Origin of the sequence: Micromonospora sp. NPDC050397, assembly GCF_044901685.1 — a bacterium.
In the GTDB taxonomy this organism is placed as follows: domain Bacteria; phylum Actinomycetota; class Actinomycetes; order Mycobacteriales; family Micromonosporaceae; genus Micromonospora_G.
On the sequence record NZ_JBJDPS010000002.1, the window covers coordinates 21,804 to 42,107 of the forward strand.

Annotated in this window: 17 protein-coding genes; 9 read left to right on the forward strand and 8 right to left on the reverse strand. The window is 70.9% G+C overall.

From position 1 onward, the window contains the following. Window positions 1-41: 41 nt before the first annotated feature. A complete protein-coding gene (locus tag ACI2K4_RS06245; RefSeq protein ID WP_404509252.1) occupies window positions 42-2,492 on the reverse strand; it encodes a hypothetical protein in 2,451 nt (816 codons plus the stop codon). 313 nt (window positions 2,493-2,805) lie between these two features. Between ACI2K4_RS06245 and ACI2K4_RS06250 the strand changes: the two genes are divergently transcribed. After that, window positions 2,806-3,534 (forward strand): hypothetical protein, encoded by a 729-nt coding sequence (locus ACI2K4_RS06250; RefSeq protein WP_404509254.1) that lies wholly within the window; start codon window positions 2,806-2,808, stop codon window positions 3,532-3,534. A 129-nt stretch (window positions 3,535-3,663) separates the two neighbouring features. Here ACI2K4_RS06250 and ACI2K4_RS06255 read toward each other — a convergent pair whose 3' ends face one another. Next, complete coding sequence (locus tag ACI2K4_RS06255; RefSeq protein ID WP_404509256.1) at window positions 3,664-3,810, reverse strand: hypothetical protein; 147 nt, start codon at window positions 3,808-3,810, stop codon at window positions 3,664-3,666. Window positions 3,811-3,919: 109 nt separating this feature from the next. Here ACI2K4_RS06255 and ACI2K4_RS06260 point away from each other — a divergent pair, with 109 nt between their 5' ends. Next, a complete protein-coding gene (locus ACI2K4_RS06260; RefSeq protein WP_404509258.1) occupies window positions 3,920-4,405 on the forward strand; it encodes an SRPBCC family protein in 486 nt (161 codons plus the stop codon). A gap of 9 nt (window positions 4,406-4,414) precedes the next feature. Here the strand turns inward: ACI2K4_RS06260 and aceB are convergent, their stop codons facing one another. The 3 genes from aceB to ACI2K4_RS06275 all read right to left on the reverse strand — a co-directional run bounded on the left by aceB (window position 4,415) and on the right by ACI2K4_RS06275 (window position 7,463). Continuing rightward, complete coding sequence (gene aceB, locus ACI2K4_RS06265) at window positions 4,415-6,013, reverse strand: malate synthase A (protein ID WP_404509259.1); 1,599 nt, start codon at window positions 6,011-6,013, stop codon at window positions 4,415-4,417. Between the two features lie 109 nt (window positions 6,014-6,122). Continuing rightward, window positions 6,123-6,563: a hypothetical protein gene (locus tag ACI2K4_RS06270; RefSeq protein ID WP_404509260.1), complete on the reverse strand. Its 441-nt coding sequence runs from the start codon at window positions 6,561-6,563 to the stop codon at window positions 6,123-6,125. Window positions 6,564-6,704: 141 nt separating this feature from the next. Further along, window positions 6,705-7,463 (reverse strand): MIP/aquaporin family protein, encoded by a 759-nt coding sequence (locus ACI2K4_RS06275; RefSeq protein ID WP_404509261.1) that lies wholly within the window; start codon window positions 7,461-7,463, stop codon window positions 6,705-6,707. Between the two features lie 153 nt (window positions 7,464-7,616). Here ACI2K4_RS06275 and ACI2K4_RS06280 point away from each other — a divergent pair, with 153 nt between their 5' ends. From ACI2K4_RS06280 to ACI2K4_RS06290, 3 genes are all read left to right on the forward strand, one after another. Then, the gene (locus tag ACI2K4_RS06280) at window positions 7,617-8,687 is read left to right on the forward strand and encodes an NAD(P)-binding domain-containing protein (protein WP_404509262.1); all 1,071 of its coding nucleotides are present in this window, start codon (window positions 7,617-7,619) and stop codon (window positions 8,685-8,687) included. Between the two features lie 291 nt (window positions 8,688-8,978). Further along, window positions 8,979-9,389 carry a hypothetical protein gene (locus ACI2K4_RS06285; protein WP_404509263.1) on the forward strand — a complete coding sequence of 137 codons (411 nt, stop codon included), beginning with the start codon at window positions 8,979-8,981 and terminating at the stop codon, window positions 9,387-9,389. 374 nt (window positions 9,390-9,763) lie between these two features. Next, window positions 9,764-10,156, forward strand: a complete 393-nt coding sequence (locus ACI2K4_RS06290) for a cupin domain-containing protein (RefSeq protein ID WP_404509265.1) — start codon at window positions 9,764-9,766, stop codon at window positions 10,154-10,156. A gap of 69 nt (window positions 10,157-10,225) precedes the next feature. Here the strand turns inward: ACI2K4_RS06290 and ACI2K4_RS06295 are convergent, their stop codons facing one another. Together ACI2K4_RS06295 and ACI2K4_RS06300 are read right to left on the reverse strand one after the other, a co-directional pair. Beyond that, window positions 10,226-12,340 carry a catalase gene (locus tag ACI2K4_RS06295; RefSeq protein ID WP_404509266.1) on the reverse strand — a complete coding sequence of 705 codons (2,115 nt, stop codon included), beginning with the start codon at window positions 12,338-12,340 and terminating at the stop codon, window positions 10,226-10,228. A 154-nt stretch (window positions 12,341-12,494) separates the two neighbouring features. After that, complete coding sequence (locus ACI2K4_RS06300) at window positions 12,495-13,703, reverse strand: threonine synthase (protein ID WP_404509267.1); 1,209 nt, start codon at window positions 13,701-13,703, stop codon at window positions 12,495-12,497. A gap of 207 nt (window positions 13,704-13,910) precedes the next feature. On the opposite strand from ACI2K4_RS06300, the gene ACI2K4_RS06305 reads away from it, so the two are divergent. The 4 genes from ACI2K4_RS06305 (at window position 13,911) to ACI2K4_RS06320 (ending at window position 18,887) form a co-directional block, all read left to right on the forward strand. Further along, on the forward strand, window positions 13,911-14,696 hold the full coding sequence (locus ACI2K4_RS06305) for an aldo/keto reductase (protein ID WP_404509268.1): 786 nt from the start codon (window positions 13,911-13,913) through the stop codon (window positions 14,694-14,696). A gap of 213 nt (window positions 14,697-14,909) precedes the next feature. Beyond that, window positions 14,910-16,748, forward strand: coding sequence for an IPT/TIG domain-containing protein (locus ACI2K4_RS06310; RefSeq protein ID WP_404509269.1), 1,839 nt, complete (start codon window positions 14,910-14,912; stop codon window positions 16,746-16,748). A 121-nt stretch (window positions 16,749-16,869) separates the two neighbouring features. Then, window positions 16,870-17,244, forward strand: coding sequence for a molybdopterin-binding protein (locus ACI2K4_RS06315; protein WP_404510276.1), 375 nt, complete (start codon window positions 16,870-16,872; stop codon window positions 17,242-17,244). A gap of 593 nt (window positions 17,245-17,837) precedes the next feature. Then, the gene (locus ACI2K4_RS06320) at window positions 17,838-18,887 is read left to right on the forward strand and encodes a hypothetical protein (RefSeq protein ID WP_404509271.1); all 1,050 of its coding nucleotides are present in this window, start codon (window positions 17,838-17,840) and stop codon (window positions 18,885-18,887) included. Between the two features lie 190 nt (window positions 18,888-19,077). Here the strand turns inward: ACI2K4_RS06320 and ACI2K4_RS06325 are convergent, their stop codons facing one another. Beyond that, the gene (locus ACI2K4_RS06325) at window positions 19,078-20,235 is read right to left on the reverse strand and encodes a cellulose binding domain-containing protein (protein WP_404509272.1); all 1,158 of its coding nucleotides are present in this window, start codon (window positions 20,233-20,235) and stop codon (window positions 19,078-19,080) included. Window positions 20,236-20,304 lie beyond the last annotated feature (69 nt).

A 20,304-nucleotide genomic window follows, 5' to 3' on the forward strand; every position in this document is an offset into this window, starting at 1 on the left:
GGGCTCATCCGGCTCACTCGGCCCGGTCGGGCTCATCCGGCTCAGTCGGCCCGGTCGGGCTCATCGGGCCGGGCCGACTCATCCGACTCATCCGACTCATTCGACTCATCCGGCTTGGCCGGGTCACCCGGGCGGGGGCGGGGCAGGGTCGGCGGGTTCGCCAGCTCGCCCGCCAGTTCGCCGGCCAGCCGGTCCAGGACGTGCCACACACCCGGGTCCGACCAGTAGCCGGAGTGCCGGCCCGGGACCGGCTCCGGCTGGCCGTAGATGTGCCAACTCGTACGCGGATCCGGCAGCTCGACGTCGACCCCCGTCCCGGATGCCGGGGCCAGGACCGGGCCGCCGACAAAGTCGGTGAGGTAGTAGAAGTTGCGCCACTCGTACACCGCGACCGTGCCGTCCGGCGGTGCGAGCCGGCGCAGCACCGCGTCGTCGAAGTACGCCGGGAAGGCCCAACCGTAGAGGGTGCGCAGCGGTGACCCGAAGGTGACCAGCCCGACGATGTCGTCGTCCGGCCGGCTGCGCGCCTGCAACAGCGCGGCGGCGGCGATCACCGTGCCCTGGCTGTGTGCGGTGACGACCACCCGACCGCCCCGGTCGTGGATCCGCCACAGTCGCCGCTGCACCTCGGGCACCGCCCGCTCGGCGTACGACGGCGGGGCCAGCGGATGGTACGCGCGCGGCCAGAATGTCATCACGTCCCAGACCACGCCGATCCGCCGTCGACTGCGGAGGTTGTTCCACCCCCGACGGAGCAGGCAGATCACCGCCAGCGGGATGCCGGCCGCCAGGTAACTGCCGAGCGTGAAGGCCCACTGGGTGCCCCACGGCAGCTTGCCGAAGACCCAGAAACGTACCTGGATCGCGATCAGCACCGCCACCCCGACCACCGCCGTCGCGGTGAGCAGCTTGTCCAGGTCGTGGGCCATCCGGGCGACCCGACGAGCCCGCGCCACCCGCGTGCTCCAGGCCCGTCCGCCCGAGGGTGGCTGGCCGGGTCTGCCGGGATCCACGCCGGCCGCGTCGTACTGCCAGCGCTCCTCCTCGGTCGGCTCGCTGACGTTCTTCCGGTACCAGTTCCGGATTCGGGCAAGCTCCGCCCGGTCGTTCCCGGCCCGCCAATACACCACCAACTCGTACGCGGTGAAGAGGACGACCAGAGCGAGCGGCACCAGGATCAGGTAGTGCACGAGCTTGCCGACGATCGGGTAGAGGTACACCTCGGCCCCGGCCGTCGGTGCGTCCGGCAGCGTCGCCCGCGCCGACACCTCGGCCACCAGATCGGCGAAGCGGGACATCGCGCCGAGCAGGACCACGTTGAGCGCGAAGACGGCGAGCACCAGCGCCACGAACGGACCGAAGATGACGAACATGCCCCGCCGCCAGCCGCCGTCGAGCGCCGCCACCAGCACCAGTAGCAGGCTCACCACCACCGCGCCGAGGACCAGGTTGGCCACCGGCGGGATGCCGGGCAGGTAGCCGAACGGTTGGGCGTACGCCGGTTGGATCGCGGCGAACCAGCCGGCGCTGACCAGCGCGAGCGCACCCACCGCGAGCGTCGTCGCCGCGCTGCCGGCCGGGCAGGCGTCGAGCGCGGCGAGCAGGAGTACGGCCAGCGCCAGGCCGGCGCCGGTCAGCATCACGATCGGGTAGAGCCATTCGGCGGTGACCGGTGCTCCGGCCGCCGCCGAGGTCGCGCGCACGGTGTGCGCGAGGCAGAGCGCGACGAACCCGAGTCCCGCGCCGAGGTGCAGGAAACCGAGGTCGAGGGTGCTGCGCCGACCAGCCCAGAAACTCGGGTCGCCGAGGCCGACCCCCGGCTGGGCGGCGCTGCGCGGCGATTCCGGCGCGCTCGCCCGTGACGGCGGGCTGACCGCCTCGTACCGGGCGATGGAGCGGGTGGTCAGGACCGCCAGCAGGACGATCAGGGCCAGCGGGACGAGTGCGCCGACCAGCAGCCGCCGGCCCGGGAACTCGGCCAGCAGCGGTTCCCGCAGCGGACGGAGCAGCCAGCTCTCCCGCGCGCACCTCGGTCGGCCGCCACACTGGTACGCCAGCAGTTCCAGCGTGTTCAGCGCGGCGATGAGCAGCAGGTTGAGGGTGAGGCAGAGCGCCGCCCAGCGTACGGCCGTGCGGTGCAACCGGAACCGCCAGCCGGAGGCGTGGGTGCGCGGGGTGCACATCCACCCGGCAACGTTCGCCAGCGCGAACGGGAAGAGCAGCAGCCACAGCACCCGGGAGCCGGCCCGCGAGGTCAACCCACCCCACGAGTACGCCTCGACGTGCCGCCCGGCAACGTCCGCCGTACGGTAGAAGCCGGCGATCCGGTCGCCGGAGACCTGGAGTGGTGCCTCGTCGCCGAGCAGGTCCTCCGGCGTGGTGCCGCCGACGCCGTGCAGCCGGAGTTCGGTCACACCGGTGAGGTCGGGTACGGGTGGGACCAGGCCGGAGGGGCGTTGGACCGGATCGGTGTCGAATCGCGCTAGCGGCATGGGGCAACATCTCCGAAGATCAGCTCCGGACCCCCGTTTGCCCAGCTCAGCGTAGGTATGAGGGATACCGGTGCCCCATCACCGTGCGCCTGTCACGAGGACGGCGCAGTCGAATATCAGACAAAGGTCGGCCATCAGGGCATTCCCCACTGACTCGCCCTGCTCTGGCTCACCTCGCTCCCGCTCCGGCCCGCGCTGCTCCGGCCCGCTCTCGTTGCGCCGCTCGTGGGTGTCGGTCAGCCGACGCAACTGACCCCGGGCCCCAGGTGTGTAACGGGTGCGGCCGGGAACCGGCCCTCGAAGAGGAGGAACGATGCGGGGAACACGGACCGGCGGCCGGGGTGCCGCGATGTTGGCGGCGGTGCTCGGCGGCGGGCTACTGCTGCTCGGAGCCGGCTGCTCGACGCCGGCCGGGGGTGGCGGCAGTGGCGCGGGTGGAGGTGGCGCGGGGGTCGCTCTGCCGGCCGGCACGGCATCGGTGACCGTCGCGCCCGAGGCGAGCCCGAGCGGTGAGCCGAGCCCGTCCCCGACCCGCCAGGCGGGCACCCGGGCTCCGAGCCGCCCGGCGGTGACCGGTGCGCCGTCGAGGACGCCGACCGGCTACGACCCGGCCCGGGACATCACCGACCTGACCGCCTCGACCGGCGGGCTCACCCTGGGGAGGCCGGTGAACGGCGTACGTCACGGCGAGCTGGTGGTGACGATCCGCAACAACGGTCCGTTCCCGGTCCAGCGCACCATCTTCGTGGTCGAGCTGCCGGAGAGCATCACCGCCGACGGTGGGGACTGGACCGGGTGTGACGAACTCCGGTCCCGTCAGGACGGTTACCCGGCCGGCGCGAAGTGCGACAAGGGCGCTCTGGGTGCCGGCGAGACGCGGGTCTACCGGCTCGGCGTACAGACGCCGGCAGCCGAGGACGGCAACGACAGCCTCATCTCCCGCTGGCTGGTCGACGTCTGGTCCAGCAACGACCGGGATGAGATGCACCGCGACACCGCCCCCGAGAACAACCGCAAAATCTTCCGCGTCACCCGTCTCTAACCCGCTCCGCCTCTAACCCGATCCGCCTCGGCACGCCGACCGGCTCCGTCCCATGATCGCGAAGAGTTCGGCCGGCTGTGGCGAGCCGAACTCTTCGCGATCACGGAAGCGGGTGGCGACGGGAGACGGTCAGGCGAGGCCACCGGGGCAGACCGTGTTCACGGTGATACCCCGACCACCCGGGGCGCCGTCCGCGACGAGGCGGAGCACGGTCGCCCGCCCGATTCCCCGGGATCCGCCCGTGACGATCGCGCGCAGTCCGACCAGTTTTCCCATCGTCGCCTCCGAGGAGCGGTAGGCAGTGGATCTGACCGATTGGAGCGTCGGTGCGCGAAGACCCCGAGGCCCGCGACCGTTGCGGGGGGGGCGGGCCATAATGGCCGGCATGGGGCGGCGGGATATCGATGTGACGGCTGCGTCTACGGGCAGCGTCGAGAGGGTGTACGAGTTGCTCCGAGCGGGCGCCACCTGGCCGGTCTGGTCGGGGCTCGACTCGTTCGAGCTGGAGCGGCCGAGCCCGGAGCCGGACCGGGCCGGGGTGGCCGCCGACGGGCACGGCGCGGACGAGGGCGTCGGCGCGATCCGGGTGTTCCGTACCGGGCCATTGCGTAGTCGGGAGCAGATCGTCGAACTGGTGCCGGGGCGCCGGCTGAGTTACGTACTTCTCTCCGGTCTGCCGCTACGTGACTACCGGGCCGACGTCGAGCTGACCCCGACCGCCGAGGGCACCGAGATCCGCTGGCACTCGACCTTCGACGCCAAGCTGCCCGGCACTGGTTGGTTCTACCGCTGGTTGCTCGGCCGGTTCCTCCGCCAGACCGTGCGTGGGCTGGCCACGTACGCCGGACGGGGTGGTTCGTCCGCCGCCTGAGCGGACGGTTCAGGGCATCCGCTCGTACGCGGGCAGGGTGAGGAAGTCGACGAACTCGTCGGTCACCGCCACCTCCAGGAAGAGTGCGCGGGCGGCGGCGTACCGGTCCGGGTCGGGGAGCTTCGCGGTCTCCTCGGCGGCGATCCGTTCCACCAGCTCACGGGTGACCCGGGGACCGGGAGCGGAGCCGTCGTCGGCGAGGTCGAGCGTCACGTCGTTGTGCAGCCACTGCCACACCTGGGAGCGGGAGATCTCGGCGGTGGCGGCGTCCTCCATCAGGTTGTTGATCGCCACCGCCCCGGTGCCGGCCAGCCAACTCGCCAGGTACTGGATACCGACGCTGACGTTGCCGCGCAGTCCGGCCGCCGTACGCGAGCCGGGCGTGCTCCGTACGTCCAGCAGTTGACCGGCGGTGACGGTGACCTCCGCGCGGGTCCGGTCCAACTGGTGCGGCCGGTCGCCGAGTCGCGCGTCGAAGACCTCGCGGCAGATCGGCACCAGGTCGGGATGGGCCACCCACGAGCCGTCGAAGCCGTCGCCCGCCTCACGGGTCTTGTCCTCCCGCACCTTCGCCAGCGCGGTCTCGTTCACGGCGGGGTCACGCCGGCTCGGGATGAACGCGGCCATGCCGCCGATCGCGTGCGCGCCGCGCCGGTGGCAGGTGCGCACCAGCAACTCGGTGTACGCCCGGATGAACGGCGCGGTCATGGTGACCGCGTTCCGGTCCGGCAGCAGGAATTCCGCACCCCTGGTCCGGAACTTCTTCACCACGCTGAACATGTAGTCCCAGCGGCCCGCGTTCAGCCCGGCCGAGTGCTCGCGCAGCTCGTAGAGGATCTCCTCCATCTCGAACGCGGCCGGGAAGGTCTCGATCAGCACGGTCGCCCTGATGGTGCCACGGGGCAGGCCGAGCCGCTCCTGGGCGAGCAGGAACACGTCGTTCCAGAGCCGTGCCTCCAGGTGGCTCTCCAGTTTGGGCAGGTAGAAGTATGGGCCGGCGCCCCGGTCGAGTTGGCGCCGGGCACAGTGGAACAGGTAGAGGCCGAAGTCGACCAGCGCTCCGGCCACCCGTTCGCCGTCGACCAGCAGGTGCTTCTCGGTCAGGTGCCAGCCGCGCGGGCGTACCACGATGGTGGCCAGCTCGCCGTCGCCGAGGGTGTAGCGCTTGCCGGCGGGCGAGGTGAATCCGAGCGTACGGTCGATCGCGTCCCGCAGGTTGAGCTGGCCCTCGACCACGTTCTCCCAGGCCGGGGTGTTGGCGTCCTCCAGGTCGGCGAGCCAGACCCGGGCACCGGAGTTGAGCGCGTTGATGGTCATCTTCGCGTCGGTCGGCCCGGTGATCTCGACCCGGCGGTCGACCAGCCCGGGTGCGGGCTCCGCCACCCGCCAGTCGCCCTCGCGGACGTGCGCGGTCTCGGGCAGGAAGTCGAACAGCTCGCCCTCGGCCAGCGCCGCCTCCCGGGCCGTACGGCGGGCCAGCAGTTCCCGGCGCCGGGGCTCGAAGGCGCGGTGCAGTTCGGCCAGGAAGCCGAGCGCCTCCGGGGTGAGGATCTCGTCGTACCGGTCGTGCCGGGGACCGTTGACCTCGACTCCGGCGGGCAGGCTCATCGACACTCCTCTCGGCGCTCGGACCAGCGTCCGAGTCGACCAACAACCGCGCTCCGGTGACTCTAGTGCCCACCGGAGCAGGGCCTTCCGGGTGGATCTTGAGGAGTGGTCAGTCCAACGCGGTGGCCACGACCGGGCCGGTCTCCGGCAGGTCGGCGACGGTGATGGCGGCCACCGCCCGGTCGCCGAGGAGCCGGCCGTCGACCAGCACCAGCCGTACGCAGTCCGGGTCGCCGGTACGTTCCGGCAGCGCGCCGGCCAGGTCACGTACGCGGCTGCCGCTCGTCTCGTCCAGGGTGAAGCCGCTCGCGTCCCAGGTGCCGTCGGCGGTGAAAAAGGGCTTGCTGTCGTTGTCCAGGTCCCCGTTGAGCACGATGCTCCGGTCGTCGCCGGTCAGGCTGCTGGACGCCTCGTTCAGTCCCCACACCGCGTAGGACCCGGAGCCGGAGTCGGGTGCCCCGGCCACGCCGACCCCGGTGCAACCGCTCAGTCCGAGCGCCATCACCAGCAGGGCAAGGGGGAGTGCCCGCCGTAGTCGTACGTCCGTCATCGCGACCGCCCAGTCGTGGACCGTGGTGGCGACCGGGGCGCCACCGACCGGGCGCCAGCCTATCGACCATCGTCTCCCCGTTCCACCGGGGCGAGAACGGGACCGGGCGTCGGGGTGTACGTGCGGGAGCGCTGGACGTGCTCAGGCTGCCGCGGGGCCGGGCGGTGTGCCTCCGGGGCCCGGTGGTGGGCCGCCCGGGCCGGGACTGGGGGCGAGGGCGGGGCTGCGCCAGTCGGGTCCCAGGGTGAGCGGTAGGGCGAGTGCGGCGAGGATGCCGCCGATCAGCGGCGCCACGATGAAGGCCCAGAGCTGGGACAGGGCCGCGCCGCCCTCGAACAGGGCCGGGCCGAACGACCGGGCCGGGTTCACCGAGGTGCCGTCCAGCGCAACGCCGACCAGGTGACAGGCGGCGATGGCGAGGCCGATGGCGACGGCGGCGATGGCGCGCTGCTCGTACCTGCTGGTGACCGTGAGGATGACCAGGACCAGCAGGAAGGTGAGCACGATTTCCAGCAGGAAGGTGCCGCCGAGGTTGATGTTGGCGCCGTACCCGTTGGTGCCGAGCGCGCCGCTCTGGTCGACCACGTCGCCGCCCTCGACCAGGATCCAGAGGAACAGCGCGCCGATCACCGAGCCGACCAGTTGGGCGATCCAGTAGCCGATCGCGGCGGACGCCGAGATCCGGCCGGTGAGCAGGGCACCGAGCGTCACGGCCGGGTTGACGTGGCAGCCGGAGACCGGAAGCAGCATGTAGGTCAGCACCAGCAGGATGAAGCCGAAGGTCAGGGCCACCACGACCACGCCGCCCTCGACCCGGGCGGCGATGTTGCTGCCGACGCCGAAGAAGACCAGCAGCAGGGTGCCGAGGAACTCTGCGGCGTACCGTTTGGTGTTGTCCATGTCGTCAGGATAGGAACCTTTTAGGCGCTCTGAGGGCATTTTTCTGCCGATCATGCCGGCATGTCGCGGCGGCGGCCGTCGAAGCCGGCGGGTGTGAGCGGGGCGACGCGGATATCCGGTACGGATCGACCCGGCCGATCGGTTGCACCGGTCGTGGATGGCCGTGATGTCGACGTGGTGGTGATCGGGGCGGGCCAGGCCGGTCTGGCCGCCGGCTACTTCCTGGGCCGGGCCGGCTTCGCGCCGGAGTCCGGTTACGTGCTCCTGGACGGCGACGACGGTCCGGGTGGCGCGTGGCGGCATCGGTGGCGCACGCTGCGGCTGGACGGCGTACACGGAATTCATGATCTTCCGGGGCTGCCGCTCGGGGCGGCGGACCCGGCGCGCCCGGCGGCGGAGGTGGTGGCCGAGTACTTCCAGGCGTACGAGCGCGAGTTCGGGCTTCCGGTGCACCGACCGGTCCGGGTCGACGCCGTACGGGATCGTCCGGACGGCCGTCTGGAGGTCTCCACCGATTCCGGCACCTGGACCGCCCGCGCCCTGGTCAACGCGACCGGCACCTGGACCAGGCCGTTCTGGCCGCACTATCCCGGCCAGGAGTCGTTCCGGGGCCGGCAGTTGCACACCGCCGACTACCGGGGGCCGGAGGAGTTCGTCGGCCGGCACGTCGTCGTGGTCGGCGGCGGCACCTCCGCGGTGCAGTTGCTCGGCGAGATCTCCGAGGTCACCTCGACCACCTGGGTCACCCGGCGGCCACCGGAGTTCCGGGTCGGCGAGTTCACCCGGGAGGAGCACGGCCGGGCGGCGGTGGCCAAGGTCGAGGAACGGGTACGCGCGGGTCTGCCGCCGGCCAGTGTGGTGAGCGTGACCGGGCTGGTCGACACTCCGCGCACCCGGGAGCTGCGGGAACGTGGTGTGCTGGACCGGTTGCCGATGTTCGACCGGATCAACCCCGAGGGTGTGGTGTGGGCCGACGGGCGGGCGTTGCGGGCGGACGTGATCCTCTGGTGCACCGGGTTCCGGGCTGCTATGGACCACCTTGCCCCGTTGCGGCTGCGCGCCCCGGGTGGCGGGATCACGATGGACGGCACCGGCGTGGTCGACGACAGACGGATCCACCTGGTCGGTTACGGCCCGTCCGCGAGCACGATCGGCGCGAACCGGGTCGGTCGCACGGCCGTACGCGAGATCCGGCGTTATCTGAGCCTGGCGCCCGTCGGCTGATCGCTCTCGCCGACCAGAGCCCGACCGGTCTGGCCAGCGGCAACGCCGCTCTCCGTCCATCAGGGACTGATTCGGGACTCGACATTATGTGAGCGTTGCTCGCATGCGTCTACTTGTGTCCTTGATTGTACAGGTGTTCGACCTGGTCACTGGCGGTAGTCGCCCCTAGCCTTAAGGGGGTAAATGGCATTGATCGGCGGTAATCAAGCTAAGTCACCACGATCGATATTTTGGTGCCATTTCTCTCCATCCCGCAGGTGACGCCAGCCTGCCGTTGCAAGGAGTGTCGCTATGTCCGAATCCGCCACCAGCAAGGGCAAGTCGACCGCCCAGCCGCCCGCCACGGCCCACGATGCCGAGGCCGGCGCCGAGTTCGTTCCCGCCACCACCGCCGGACTCCCGCCCACCGCCCAGGCGTTCTTCGCGGTGATCAACGGCGGCAACGGAACCGTCGTACGCGGCTTCGGCGTGGCGTCGGCCGCCCGTCTCGCCGTCGGCATGTACCAGGTGATTTTCACGCACGACGTCAGGGGCTCGGCCTACGTGGGCACGATCGGCCTGACCGGCAGCGACGGCCAGTCGCCCGCGGGTGAGATCGCCGTGGTCGGGCGGACCGGTGTCGCCAACGGAGTCTTCGTGCAGACCTTCAACTCCGCGGGCGCGTTCGCGGACCGCTCGTTCCATCTCGCTGTGCTGTCCTGACACCCCCACCGGTGGTCCCCGGGAGGCGCTCGATCCCGGGGACCACCGGGTGTTCCGCCTGGGATCTGGACACGAGCGCGCGGCGCCGCCCGACCTCGGTCGAACGTCGCCGCGCTCTGGCCGTCTCCCACCACCGCAGCCCTTCGGCGGTACGCCAGCGGGGACCTGGCTCGACCGACGCGGACCTCAGGTGGCGCCGGTCTGCTGGTCACATTCCCGAATCAGCCGGTGGCAAACCTCACGACGGCGGCGGACGTCGATGACCGGCTTGCCCGACCAGCCTGTGGCCGCCCCGTCCGGCCGCGATCCACGCGTGATCCGTGTGACCGTGTCGGTGGGCGTCATCCGGTGTTGATCCGGGTAAGAATCTGGCCATGGAGCATTTCACTATCGCGACCGTTGCCGAGCAGAGCCCGGACTTCCGTCGGGTCCTCTGGACCGGCACCCACACCCAGCTCGTGATCATGACCATTCCGGCCGGCGGTGAGATCGGTGAGGAGGTCCACGAGGGGACCGACCAGATCCTCACCTTCGTCAGCGGCACGGGCGAGGCGCGGATCGCGGGTGAGACCAAGGCGGTGGCCCAGGGCGACCTGGTGGTGGTGCCGGCCGGGACCAAGCACAACTTTGTCAACACCGGCCCGAACCCGCTCGTGCTCTACACCGTCTACGGCCCGCCGGAGCACGCCGACCAGGCGATCCACCGGACCAAGGAGGAGGCGGACGAGGCCGAGGAGTCCGGTCGGGACAATCCGCCGAACTCCTGACCCGAGCCGTCCCGCTCCGGACGGAACGTGGCCGCCGCCGGCCTGAGTGGGGCGCGAGCGGGCGAACTGTCAGGCCGGGACCACGTCCAGTGGCCGGTCGAAGTGCCGGTGCCGGGCGACCGCCTCGACGAAGCCGGTGACAAACGATTCGAGTGCCGGACCGGCGGTCGACTGGAGCACCACCCCGGCCGCGTCCGCCACCCCGTCCGGGCCGGGCACCGGGGCGGTCAGACCGGCCTGGTCGAACACCGCCAGCCCGCCGCCGAGTACGCCGATCGGCTTCGCGTGCTTGTACGCCTCGGCGACGAAGTGCACCGCGTACCCGTCCCCGGTGAGTTCCAGCGCGGCCTGCTCGCCCGCCGGCAGCACCACGGCGTCGTACAGCACCGAGGCGACGGTGGTCAGCGCCCGGGTGACCGGCACGGCCACCCCGTCGGCGGCGGTCACCACCCCGTCCACCGGGGCGAGCAGTTCCACCGTGGCGCCGAGGGTGGTCAGCGCGTCCCGCAGCCCGGCGACGCTCTCCCGGTCCACCCCGTCGGTGACCAGGAAGGCGATCTTCCGGCCCAGGATCGTCCCGTGCGCGGTCCCGGCCTGGCTCAGCGCGGCCGAGCGGCGGCCGTGGTTGACCCCCTCGGGCACCGGCGCCGGTACGCCGATCCCGGCCGCCACCAGGACGGCGAGATCGTGGTCGACCCGGTTGAGCTGGCCGACCACCCGTTCGCGGATCCTCGGGTCGGTCACCTTGCCCAGCTCGAACCGGTACGCCGTGACGATGTGCCGCCGTTCCCAGTCGGACATGCTGTTCCAGAAGAGGGTGGCCTGGCCGTAGTGGTCGGCGAAGGTGGCGCTGCGGCGTCGCTCCTTCGGGCCGTCGACCAGCTCCGGATAGGTGACGAACCCGCCCGAGTCCGGGCCGGCGGGGGGCGGACCGTCGCCGCCGATCGAGTGTGGGTGGTAGTTCGCCGGGCCGCGTCGGATGGTCTGCTGGTGGAAGCCGTCCTGCTGGTGGTTGGCGACCGGGGCCACCGGCTGGTTGATCGGGATCTGCGCGAAGTTGGGGCCGCCGAGGCGGGTGAGCTGGGTGTCGAGGTAGGAGAAGAGCCGGGCCTGCAACAGTGGGTCGTTGGTGAAGTCGATGCCGGGGACGACGTTGCCGACGCAGAAGGCGACCTGCTCGGTCTCGGCGAAGAAGTTCTCCGGGTTGCGGTCGAGCACCATCCGCCCGACCGGGGTCACCGGCACCACCTCCTCCGGGATGATCTTCGTCGGGTCGAGCAGGTCGATGTCGTCGAAGTCGTACTCCCGCTCCTCCGGGATGAACTGCATGCCGAGTTCGTACTCCGGGTAGTGACCGGCCTCGATCGCATCCCAGAGGTCGCGGCGGTTGAAGTCCGGGTCCTTGCCGGCGATCTTCTGCGCCTCGTCCCAGACCAGCGAGTGGGTGCCGAGCAGCGGCGTCCAGTGGAACTTGACGAAGGTCGACCGTCCGGCCGCGTCGACCAGCCGGAAGGTGTGTACGCCGAAGCCCTGCATGGTGCGGAAGCTGCGCGGGATGGCTCGGTCGGACATCAGCCAGATGACGTGGTGCATGGTCTCCGGTTGCAGCGAGACAAAGTCCCAGAAGGTGTCGTGCGCGGAGGCGGCCTGCGGCATCTCGTGCTGCGGCTCCGGCTTGAGCGCGTGCACCAGGTCCGGGAACTTGATCCCGTCCTGGATGAAGAAGACCGGCATGTTGTTGCCCACCAGGTCGAAGTTGCCCTGTTCGGTGTAGAACTTCGTGGCGAAGCCGCGTACGTCGCGCGGGGTGTCGGCCGAGCCGCGCGAGCCCTGCACGGTGGAGAAGCGGACGAAGACCGGCGTACGCGCCGACGGGTCGTGCAGGAAGGTGGCGGTGGTCCGGTCGGCCAGTGACTCGTACACCTGGAAGTAGCCGTGCGCCCCGGAGCCGCGCGCGTGCACGACCCGCTCCGGGATCCGCTCGTGGTCGAAGCGCATGATCTTCTCGCGCAGGTGGAAGTCCTCCAGCAGGGTCGGCCCACGGACCCCGGCGCGCAGCGAGTTGTCCGTGTCGGAGACCCGGATGCCCTGGTCGGTGGTGAGGTGGCGGCCGGCGAGCGGGTCCACCTGGTACGTCTCCAACTGCCGGGACTTGGCGGTCGGCTCGGGCTGCGGTCCGGTCATGGGGTCCTCCCGGGCAGGCGGGTCTGCGCCCTCCGTCCCTGCTCGGGGTGGAGAGCGCGCTTACCGCAATTCTGCGCCGATCCGGCCGGTTCGGGGCTGATTCGGGCCAGTTACCCGTTTCGCCGTTCCGCTACAGACTGTCATCGCCGCGCCGCTACGGGCGCGGCAGCACCGGGAGGTGGTCCGCGTCGACCGTCTCCGGGTACTTCAGACCGGCGCCCGTGTTGAGCACCACCACCCGCTCGTCCGCCCGGATCCAGCCACCGGCCCGCAACTGCTTCGCGGCGGTCAGGCAGGCCGCTCCCTCGGGGCAGAGCAGCAACCCTTCCCGGGCGCCGAACTCGCGCAGGTCGGCGAGGATCTCCTCGTCGCTGACGGCGATCGCGGTGCCGCCGGTGTCCCGCAACGCGTCCAGGATCAGCTCGTCGCCGAGCGGCGCCGGCACGGTGATGCCGAAGGCGACGGTCTGCGCGTCCGCCCACGGCTCGGCCCGGCGGGCACCCGACCCGAACGCGCGCACGATCGGCGCGCAGCCGGTCGACTGGACCGCGACCAGCCGGGGGAAGCGGTCCCCGATCCAGCCGAGCTGGCGCATCTCGTGCAGTGCCTTGTGGATGCCGATCAGCCCGACCCCGCCCCCGGTCGGGTAGAGGATCACGTCCGGCACCTCCCAGCCGAGCTGCTCGACGATCTCGTACCCCATGGTCTTCTTGCCTTCGAGCCGGTAGGGCTCCTTGAGCGTGCTGGCGTCGAAGATCGGGCCCTCGGGCGCGTCGGCCGAGGCGGCGATGAGTCCGGCGACGAACCGTCCGGCGTCGTTGATCAGGCCGTCGATCAGGTGCAGCTCGGCCCCGGCGGCCAGGCACTCCCGGCGGGTGATGGTGGGCGCGCCGACCGGCATGGCGATGGTCGCGGTCATGCCGGCGCGGGCCGCGTAGGTGGCCCAGGCGGCTCCGGCGTTGCCGTTGGTCGGCATCGCCACCCGTCGGATGCCGAGTTCGCGGGCGCGCGAGATGCCGACCGCCGCGCCCCGGGCCTTGAACGAGCCGGTCGGGATCAGCCCCTCGTCCTTGACCAGGAGGTTCGGCAGGCCGATCGCGGCGCCGTAGCGGGGTGTCGGCAGCAGCGGGGTCCAGCCCTCGCCGAGGGTGGTCACGTTGGCCGGATCGGCGACGGGCAGCAGCTCCCGGTAGCGCCACAGGTCTGCCGGCCGACCGGCGATCTCGGCCGGGGTCACCGCGTCGGCGACCGTGCCGAGGTCGTACCGGGCCAGCAGGGGCGAGCCGCAGGGACAGAGGTTGCGCGGCCGGTCGGCCTCGAAGGTGTCGCCGCAGCGCGGGCACTCCAGGTGGGTCAGGTACACCGTTCTCCCTCGGGGGTCCGTGCGACGGGACGCTCCGAGCCAGCGCCCGTGCCGCGCGCGGTCCGAAGATCAGAAACTGTACGCCGATCCGGCCCCGTGCGGCACCCGGAACCCGGTAGCCGTCCGGTACGCCGCCGCGGCCGGTACCGTCCCGCCTGCCCGGATCCGCCGGTGCATGGTCCGGGCCGGTTCGGGTAGGAAATCACCATGACCTCATCAGTCGACCAACCGGCGATCCCCCTCCCCGGTGACGTGTTGATGCCGCTGGTCGGGTTCGGCACCTGGCAGGCGACCGGGCGGGCCGGTTACGAGGCGGTCCTCGCGGCGCTCGAGGCGGGCTACCGGCACATCGACACCGCGACGGCGTACGGCAACGAGGCGGAGGTGGGTCGGGCGCTGCGGGACAGCGGTGTCCCACGCGAGGAGGTCTTCCTCGCCACCAAACTGCCGGCGGAGCACGCCGGCGACGAGCGGCGTACGTTCGACGCCAGCCTGGCCGCGCTCGGCACCGACTACCTAGACCTGTGGCTGATCCACTGGCCGCCGCAGCGCGGTGGCGGGCTCGACACCTGGCGGGAGTTCATCGCCGTACGCGACGAGGGGCTGGCCCGCGCGATCGGGGTGAGCAACTACAGCGCCAGCCAGCTCGACGTGTTGATCCAGGCGACCGAGGTGCCCCCGGCGGTGAACCAGATCCGGTGGGGTCCGTCGCTGTACGACCCGCGCCGGGTGGCCGAGCACCGGGAGCGAGGGGTCGCGGTGGAGGGCTACAGCCCGTTCAAGACCACGGATCTCGACCATCCGGTGCTGGTCGAGATCGCCCGCGCGCACGGCGTAAGCACGAGTCAGGTGGTGCTGCGCTGGCACGTCGACCACGGCGTCGTGGTGATCCCCAAGTCGGTGACGCCGGACCGGATCAGGCAGAACTTCGACGTGTTCGGCTTCTCGCTGGACGAGGAGGAGCTGCGCCGGATCGACGGTCTTGCCGGCTGACCGCCGGGCCCGTGTGATCAGCGGCAAACCTGGTGGATTGTCAGATCTATCGGGTTGAGGTATGATCAGTCCGTTTTCGGTCGTAACTAGCCCCTTGTGCCCTCGTTACAAAGATCGGGTTTGAGTAGTTTTCCTCGGTTCCCGAGAAGACTCCGACGTGATCTGAGACGAGGCAACCACGTGCGTCCTTTCTGGCGAAACACGACAACTGCAATGCTGACTCTCGCGGTGGCGGGTGTCGCCACCCTGGGAGCGGCTTCGCCCGCACTCGCGGCGCCAGGCGACGCCAGTGCCACCGGAGTGGTGGTAGATCTTGACGCCGAGGTGCTCGGCATACCGGTGGTCAGTGCGACCGCCACCATCGGATCGGTGACCGCGCCGCCCGGCGGCGGAACCGACACGGACACCGCGTTGGCGATCAGCCTGCCCGGCGCGATCGGCGCGGCGGCCAGCGGCACCGTTACGGTCACCGCCTCGCGCGACCCCGGCATCTCGTCCGCGTCGTCCACCGTCGAGGACCTCGCCCTGGCGATCCTCGGTATCCCGGTCATCGCCGCTGGCGAGATCACCGCGGCGGTGACCTGTCCGGCCACCGGAGTCCAGACCGCCGACACCGTGCTGAACGGCCTGACCCTCTTCGGCAACCCGGTCAACCTGCTGCCCAACACGCCTGGCGTGAACGGCAGCATCGGGATCACCGTCGCCGGCCTGGTCGGTGGCGCGCTCAACGTCACGCTTACCAGCGTCGAGACCGTCGCCGTGGGCGGCGCCACGGCCACCGCCGTGATCGCCGCTGTCACGATCACCGGTACGGTGCTCGGCCTGCCGGTCAACATCGACGTCGGCGACATCACCGTCGCCTCGGCCACCTGCGAGCGGGCCCTCGCGGCGGCGGCTCCGATCGCCTCGTCGATCAACCCGAACGCCGGTCCGCAGTCGGGCGGGCAACTGGTGACCATCACCGGTGCCAACTTCGTCCCCGGTGACACCACCGTCGTCTTCGACGGCGTACCGGCGACCAACGTGGTCGTCGCCGCCGGTGGCACCTCGCTGACCGCGATCACGCCCGCCGGTGAGGTCGGCCCCGCCGCGGTCGTGGTCAGCACGAGCAGCGGCGACTCCGACTCGCTGGGGTACACGTACCTCGCCGACGGCAGTGACGCGGTTGTCACCAACCTGACCCCGACCTCCGGCCCAACCGCTGGGGGCACGCTGGTCACCATCACCGGCACCGGCTTCACCGGCGCCACCGGCGTGACCTTCGACGGGACACCGGGCACCTCGTTCACGGTGAACCCGGCCGGCACCACCATCACCGTGATGAGCCCGGCCAACGACGCCGGCCCGGCCACGGTCAACCTGGTCTTCCCGGCCGGCACGGCCGCCGCTCCGGTGTTCACCTACGTCGCGCCGACCATCACCGACATCGTGCCCGACCAAGGTCCCACCTCGGGCGGCACCAGCGTGACGATCACCGGTACCGGCTTCACCGGGGCGACCGGGGTGACCTTCGGCGGTAACCTCGGCACCAACCTGGTGGTGAACCCGGGCGGCACCTCGCTGACCGTCACCACCCCGGCCGGACCGGTCGGACCGGTCGACGTGGTCGTGCTGCTGGCGGGCCCGGACGCCACCGCGCCGGACGGCTTCACGTATGTGCTGGCCGCACCGACCATCAGTGACCTCGACCCGGACCAGGGTCCCACCACGGGTGGCACAACCGTCACGGTCGACGGCAGTGGCTTCGTCCCCGGCGGGACGATCGTGAACATCTGCGGGCGGTCGCTCCCGGCCAGTTCGGTCACGGTGAGCCCGGACGGCCTCTCCCTGACCTTCGTCACCCCGCCGTGCGGCTCCGGGAACACCACGGTCACCGTCACCACCGCGGCGGGCAGCTCGAACGGTCTGCCCTTCCGCTACATCCCGAGCGGCCTGCCGGTGACCGGTGCCTCGGCGGGCACGCTGGTCGCCATCGCGGCGTTGCTGATCGGTGCCGGTGCTGTCGCCCTGATGCTGATCCGTCGTCGTGGGCGGTTCTCCTTCACCGTCTGATCCACGGATGGTCGATCTGATCCACGGATGGTCGATCCGGGCTCCGAGGCACCTGCCCCGGAGCCCGGATCCGTTCGGGCGAGGGGTGCGGTTCTAGGGTGGTCGGGTGGCGACGTACCGGATGGGTGAGGCGGCCGAACTGCTCGGGGTCAGCGTGGACACGCTGCGGCGCTGGGTGGACGCCGGCCGGCTGGCCGCGACCCGGGACGAGCACGGCCACCGGACGATCGCCGGTACGGATCTCGCCGGCTTCGCCCGTTCGTTGGCTGAGGCGCCCGACGGGAGCGGCGGCCGGTCGTCGGCCCGTAACCGGTTGCGGGGCATCGTGACGGCGGTGAGCCGTGACTCGGTGATGGCGCAGGTGGACATCCAGGCCGGGCCCTTCCGGGTGGTGTCCCTGATGAGCCGGGAGGCGGTCGACGAGCTCGGCCTGGATGTGGGGTCGACGGCGGTGGCAGTGATCAAGTCCACCACGGTCGTGGTCGAACGGGCCTGATCCACGCCCCTCGGGATCGCATTCCGGGCCCGCTCCCCGTGCGGACCGCTCCGAATCCCGGCGCCGATCCGGCCGACCGGCCGGGGTGCCCCGGCTATCCGGCCGGCACGGATTACCGAAATCGAAGGCGGAGAGTCTTTTCTTTCACCTGGCGAGATCAGCGTGACCGCGTCGTCCAGTTCGGATCGTGAGGAGAGTGCGGCGCTGAGTGACCTGCCCGATTGCCGTAACCGGTTCCGTGGCGCGCTTGCCCGAGTTCCGCGCCGAGCTTCGCTCCGGGAGTTGCATTTTCCCCATCTTCCATATGAGCTGATTACTCAGCGTGTTGTATGGGACCCATTGAGCAATGTTGTCTCTTGGCCCTGACCTGGTGTATTACCAATCTGCACGTCCGCACTGTCAATTCCATGACTAACCGTCAGTATCTGTGGAGCCGTTCCGCGTTGCCCGTGGATTTTCTCGCGGATGTAGGGCAAAGTGGCGTCACCCACAGTTCGGGCCACTCGACCCGCCCCTGCTTCGAGGCAAAAAGGTCGGGCGCAGCGGGTGGGTGGAGATTGGGACCTGGGGTGGAGCCATGGGGAGGCGCAGAGATGAACAATGAGGTGAACCGCGGCGGCACGATGCCGCCGATCTGGGGGCACTACAGCGAGTCGGAACCCGATTTTGCTACCTGTCTGCTCTATCTGGACTGCGGTGACGAACCGTCCCGCAGCCTGGCGTTGTTGGAGCACTGGTACGACGAGGCGTGCCGGCTGCTGCTGCCCTTCGTGCAACCGCCCGGGGCGCCCGAACCGTGGCTGTCGCTCAGCGCGTTCGAGCAGCACCCGGACGGTCGGGCCCGGCGCCGCCGGCCACAGCGTTGGGTGGACGGACTGACCGAGGGGCTGTACCAGCTCTCCGCGCACTGGGCCGACGTGGACCCGGCCGCCGTCGCGTCGGAGTTGGAGCTCTACGTCTTCCGCTTCGCGCACCAGCGGCACATCAAGTTGCAGGTGTCGGTCGGGTTCGAAGGTCGTCCTGGGCGGCTGGGGCAGGTGCTCCCGGCCCTGGTCGAGCTCACCCGGCGGGTGGGCGACGTGGCGAACCCGTCGTACGGCGAGATCGTCATCAACGCCGGGACGGTGGCGCCGGCGACCGTCCTGGACTCGGTGCTCGCCCGCCCGGTCGAGGACTCGGCCCAGGCCAGCCGCGGCTACCTGCGGGGTTACGAGTGGGTCACGCTCTGCCCGGAGGAACTGCTCGCCCGACTCGGCGGCGCCGCGGCACTGCGCGACACCGGCGCGTTCGCCGAGGTGATCCCACTGCGGTACGGCGGCGCGATGCTCCGGGCGACCCAGTCCCCGGCCGACTACCGGGGTGACCGGGTGCGGGCCGTGTTCCGGGCACTGGCTCCGGTGCTCCCGCCGGGCCAGCCCCGCGACCTGCCGACGGACCTGCCGGACCAGGACCTGAGCCGGATCGTCTTCACCGACGCGGCCTACCCGTACGGTCCGCTCGACCTCGGCCCGTCGATGCCGACCAAGAACGGCGCCAACCCGCCGGTGTCACCGGCGCAGCAGCCGGTGCAGGCGATGGCCCCGCAGGGCTGGGGCAGCTACGGTCAGGCCGGCAGCCCGGCACCGGTACGCCGCGACTTCTGAACCGGAAGCCCGCGCCGCCAGGACTCCCGGGCCGGGTGTCCTGGCGGCACGGACTTCTGAGCCGGAAGCCGGCGCCGGTACGCCGCGACCTCCGACGGTAGGGGAGGCGAGCGGGTGCCCGGTGGCGACCACCCCGCCCCACTGCCCGGCGCCGTGGCCCGTTTTCGGGTCAGGCGCCGGGCTGGCCCGGTCAGCCCCGGGTGCAGGCGGTGCCGTTCAGGCTGAACGCGGTGGGCGTGGTGTAGCCGCCGCCGTGGGTGCCCTGGTATCCGAAGGAGACTGTGGCGCCCGGCGCGATGGCACCGTTCCAGCCCAGGTTCCGGGCCGTCACCGCCGACCCGCTCTGGGTCACGTTGGCGTTCCAGGAGCTGGTGATCTGCTGGCCGGAGGGAAGGCTGTAGCTCAACGTCCAGCCGTTGACCGGACTGGAACCGGTGTTGGTGACGCTGACGTCGGCGGTGAACCCGTTCTGCCAGGCGTTCGAGGTGTAACCCACCCGGCAGGTGCCGGTGCCGGGGTTGCCCGGCGGCGTGGTCGGCGGGTTCCCGGGCGGGGTGGTCGGCGGATTGCCGGGCGGGGTGGTCGGCGGATTGCCGCTGTTCACCGAGGCGGAGAACGAGTTGACGCCGAGCCCGGCGCCGCCCTGCCACGGCTCGAAGCCGGCCTGGATGCTGGTCAGATACCAGGAGTTGGTGATCGCGCCCCGGTTGCGTACGTCGTTCACGAAGTCGAGCACGCTGAAGCTCCAACTCGTGATCGCCGACGGCGCCAGGTACGAGATCACGTTGTTCCCGCCGTTGTTGCCGGTCCACACCTCCCAGCTCCGGCCACCGACCGTGGCACTGCCGGTACGTGAGCCGATCGGCTGGATCGAGCCCTGCCGGTTGAACCAGATCATGATCTCCATCTGGTTGACCCCGGTGGTCTTCGGCGTCGGGTCGAGCCAGATGTCGTACGACGCGTTGTACGTCGCGCCGCCGACGTAGGTGTAGTTGATGCTGCTGGTCGCGCTGCTGATCCGGCTCACCTGGATCGGCAGGTTGCTGCCCGGCGAGCAGTTGCCGTAGTGGCAGCCGAGGTAGACCGACGGGTACGACACCGGAGCGCCGTTGGTCGGCGCCGAGCCCTGCTGGCTGAGCACCGAGAAGCCGGTGTCGGTGACGTTGATGCACTGCTGGGCGGTGGTGCCCCAGCGGTTGTTCTGCACCACGTAGCGACCCTGGATCGTGGTGGAACCGTACTGTTCGCAGATCTGGGTGTCGGCCTGGGCCGGGCCGGCGGCCACGATGGCGACGAGCGAGCCCGCGATGAGCAGGCCGGTCGCCGCGATAGCGCGAGCGGTTCTCATGGAAACTCCTTGGACGGTGGGGTGACCGTGCGGTGAGCGGTGACGAACGGTGGCGCTGGTCGACCAAGC

Bases quoted from the DNA above. Each gene is read 5' to 3' on its own strand.
- ACI2K4_RS06270 (WP_404509260.1), bottom strand. From the start codon at position 6,563: ATGACGGACGTACGACTACGGCGGGCACTCCCCCTTGCCCTGCTGGTG.
- ACI2K4_RS06245 (WP_404509252.1), bottom strand. From the start codon at position 2,492: ATGCCGCTAGCGCGATTCGACACCGATCCGGTCCAACGCCCCTCCGGC.
- ACI2K4_RS06250 (WP_404509254.1), top strand. From the start codon at position 2,806: ATGCGGGGAACACGGACCGGCGGCCGGGGTGCCGCGATGTTGGCGGCG.
- ACI2K4_RS06295 (WP_404509266.1), bottom strand. From the start codon at position 12,340: ATGACCGGACCGCAGCCCGAGCCGACCGCCAAGTCCCGGCAGTTGGAG.
- ACI2K4_RS06325 (WP_404509272.1), bottom strand. From the start codon at position 20,235: ATGAGAACCGCTCGCGCTATCGCGGCGACCGGCCTGCTCATCGCGGGC.
- ACI2K4_RS06310 (WP_404509269.1), top strand. From the start codon at position 14,910: ATGCTGACTCTCGCGGTGGCGGGTGTCGCCACCCTGGGAGCGGCTTCG.
- ACI2K4_RS06275 (WP_404509261.1), bottom strand. From the start codon at position 7,463: ATGGACAACACCAAACGGTACGCCGCAGAGTTCCTCGGCACCCTGCTG.
- aceB (WP_404509259.1), bottom strand. From the start codon at position 6,013: ATGAGCCTGCCCGCCGGAGTCGAGGTCAACGGTCCCCGGCACGACCGG.
- ACI2K4_RS06260 (WP_404509258.1), top strand. From the start codon at position 3,920: ATGGGGCGGCGGGATATCGATGTGACGGCTGCGTCTACGGGCAGCGTC.
- ACI2K4_RS06315 (WP_404510276.1), top strand. From the start codon at position 16,870: ATGGGTGAGGCGGCCGAACTGCTCGGGGTCAGCGTGGACACGCTGCGG.
- ACI2K4_RS06320 (WP_404509271.1), top strand. From the start codon at position 17,838: ATGAACAATGAGGTGAACCGCGGCGGCACGATGCCGCCGATCTGGGGG.
- ACI2K4_RS06305 (WP_404509268.1), top strand. From the start codon at position 13,911: ATGACCTCATCAGTCGACCAACCGGCGATCCCCCTCCCCGGTGACGTG.
- ACI2K4_RS06285 (WP_404509263.1), top strand. From the start codon at position 8,979: ATGTCCGAATCCGCCACCAGCAAGGGCAAGTCGACCGCCCAGCCGCCC.
- ACI2K4_RS06255 (WP_404509256.1), bottom strand. From the start codon at position 3,810: ATGGGAAAACTGGTCGGACTGCGCGCGATCGTCACGGGCGGATCCCGG.
- ACI2K4_RS06290 (WP_404509265.1), top strand. From the start codon at position 9,764: ATGGAGCATTTCACTATCGCGACCGTTGCCGAGCAGAGCCCGGACTTC.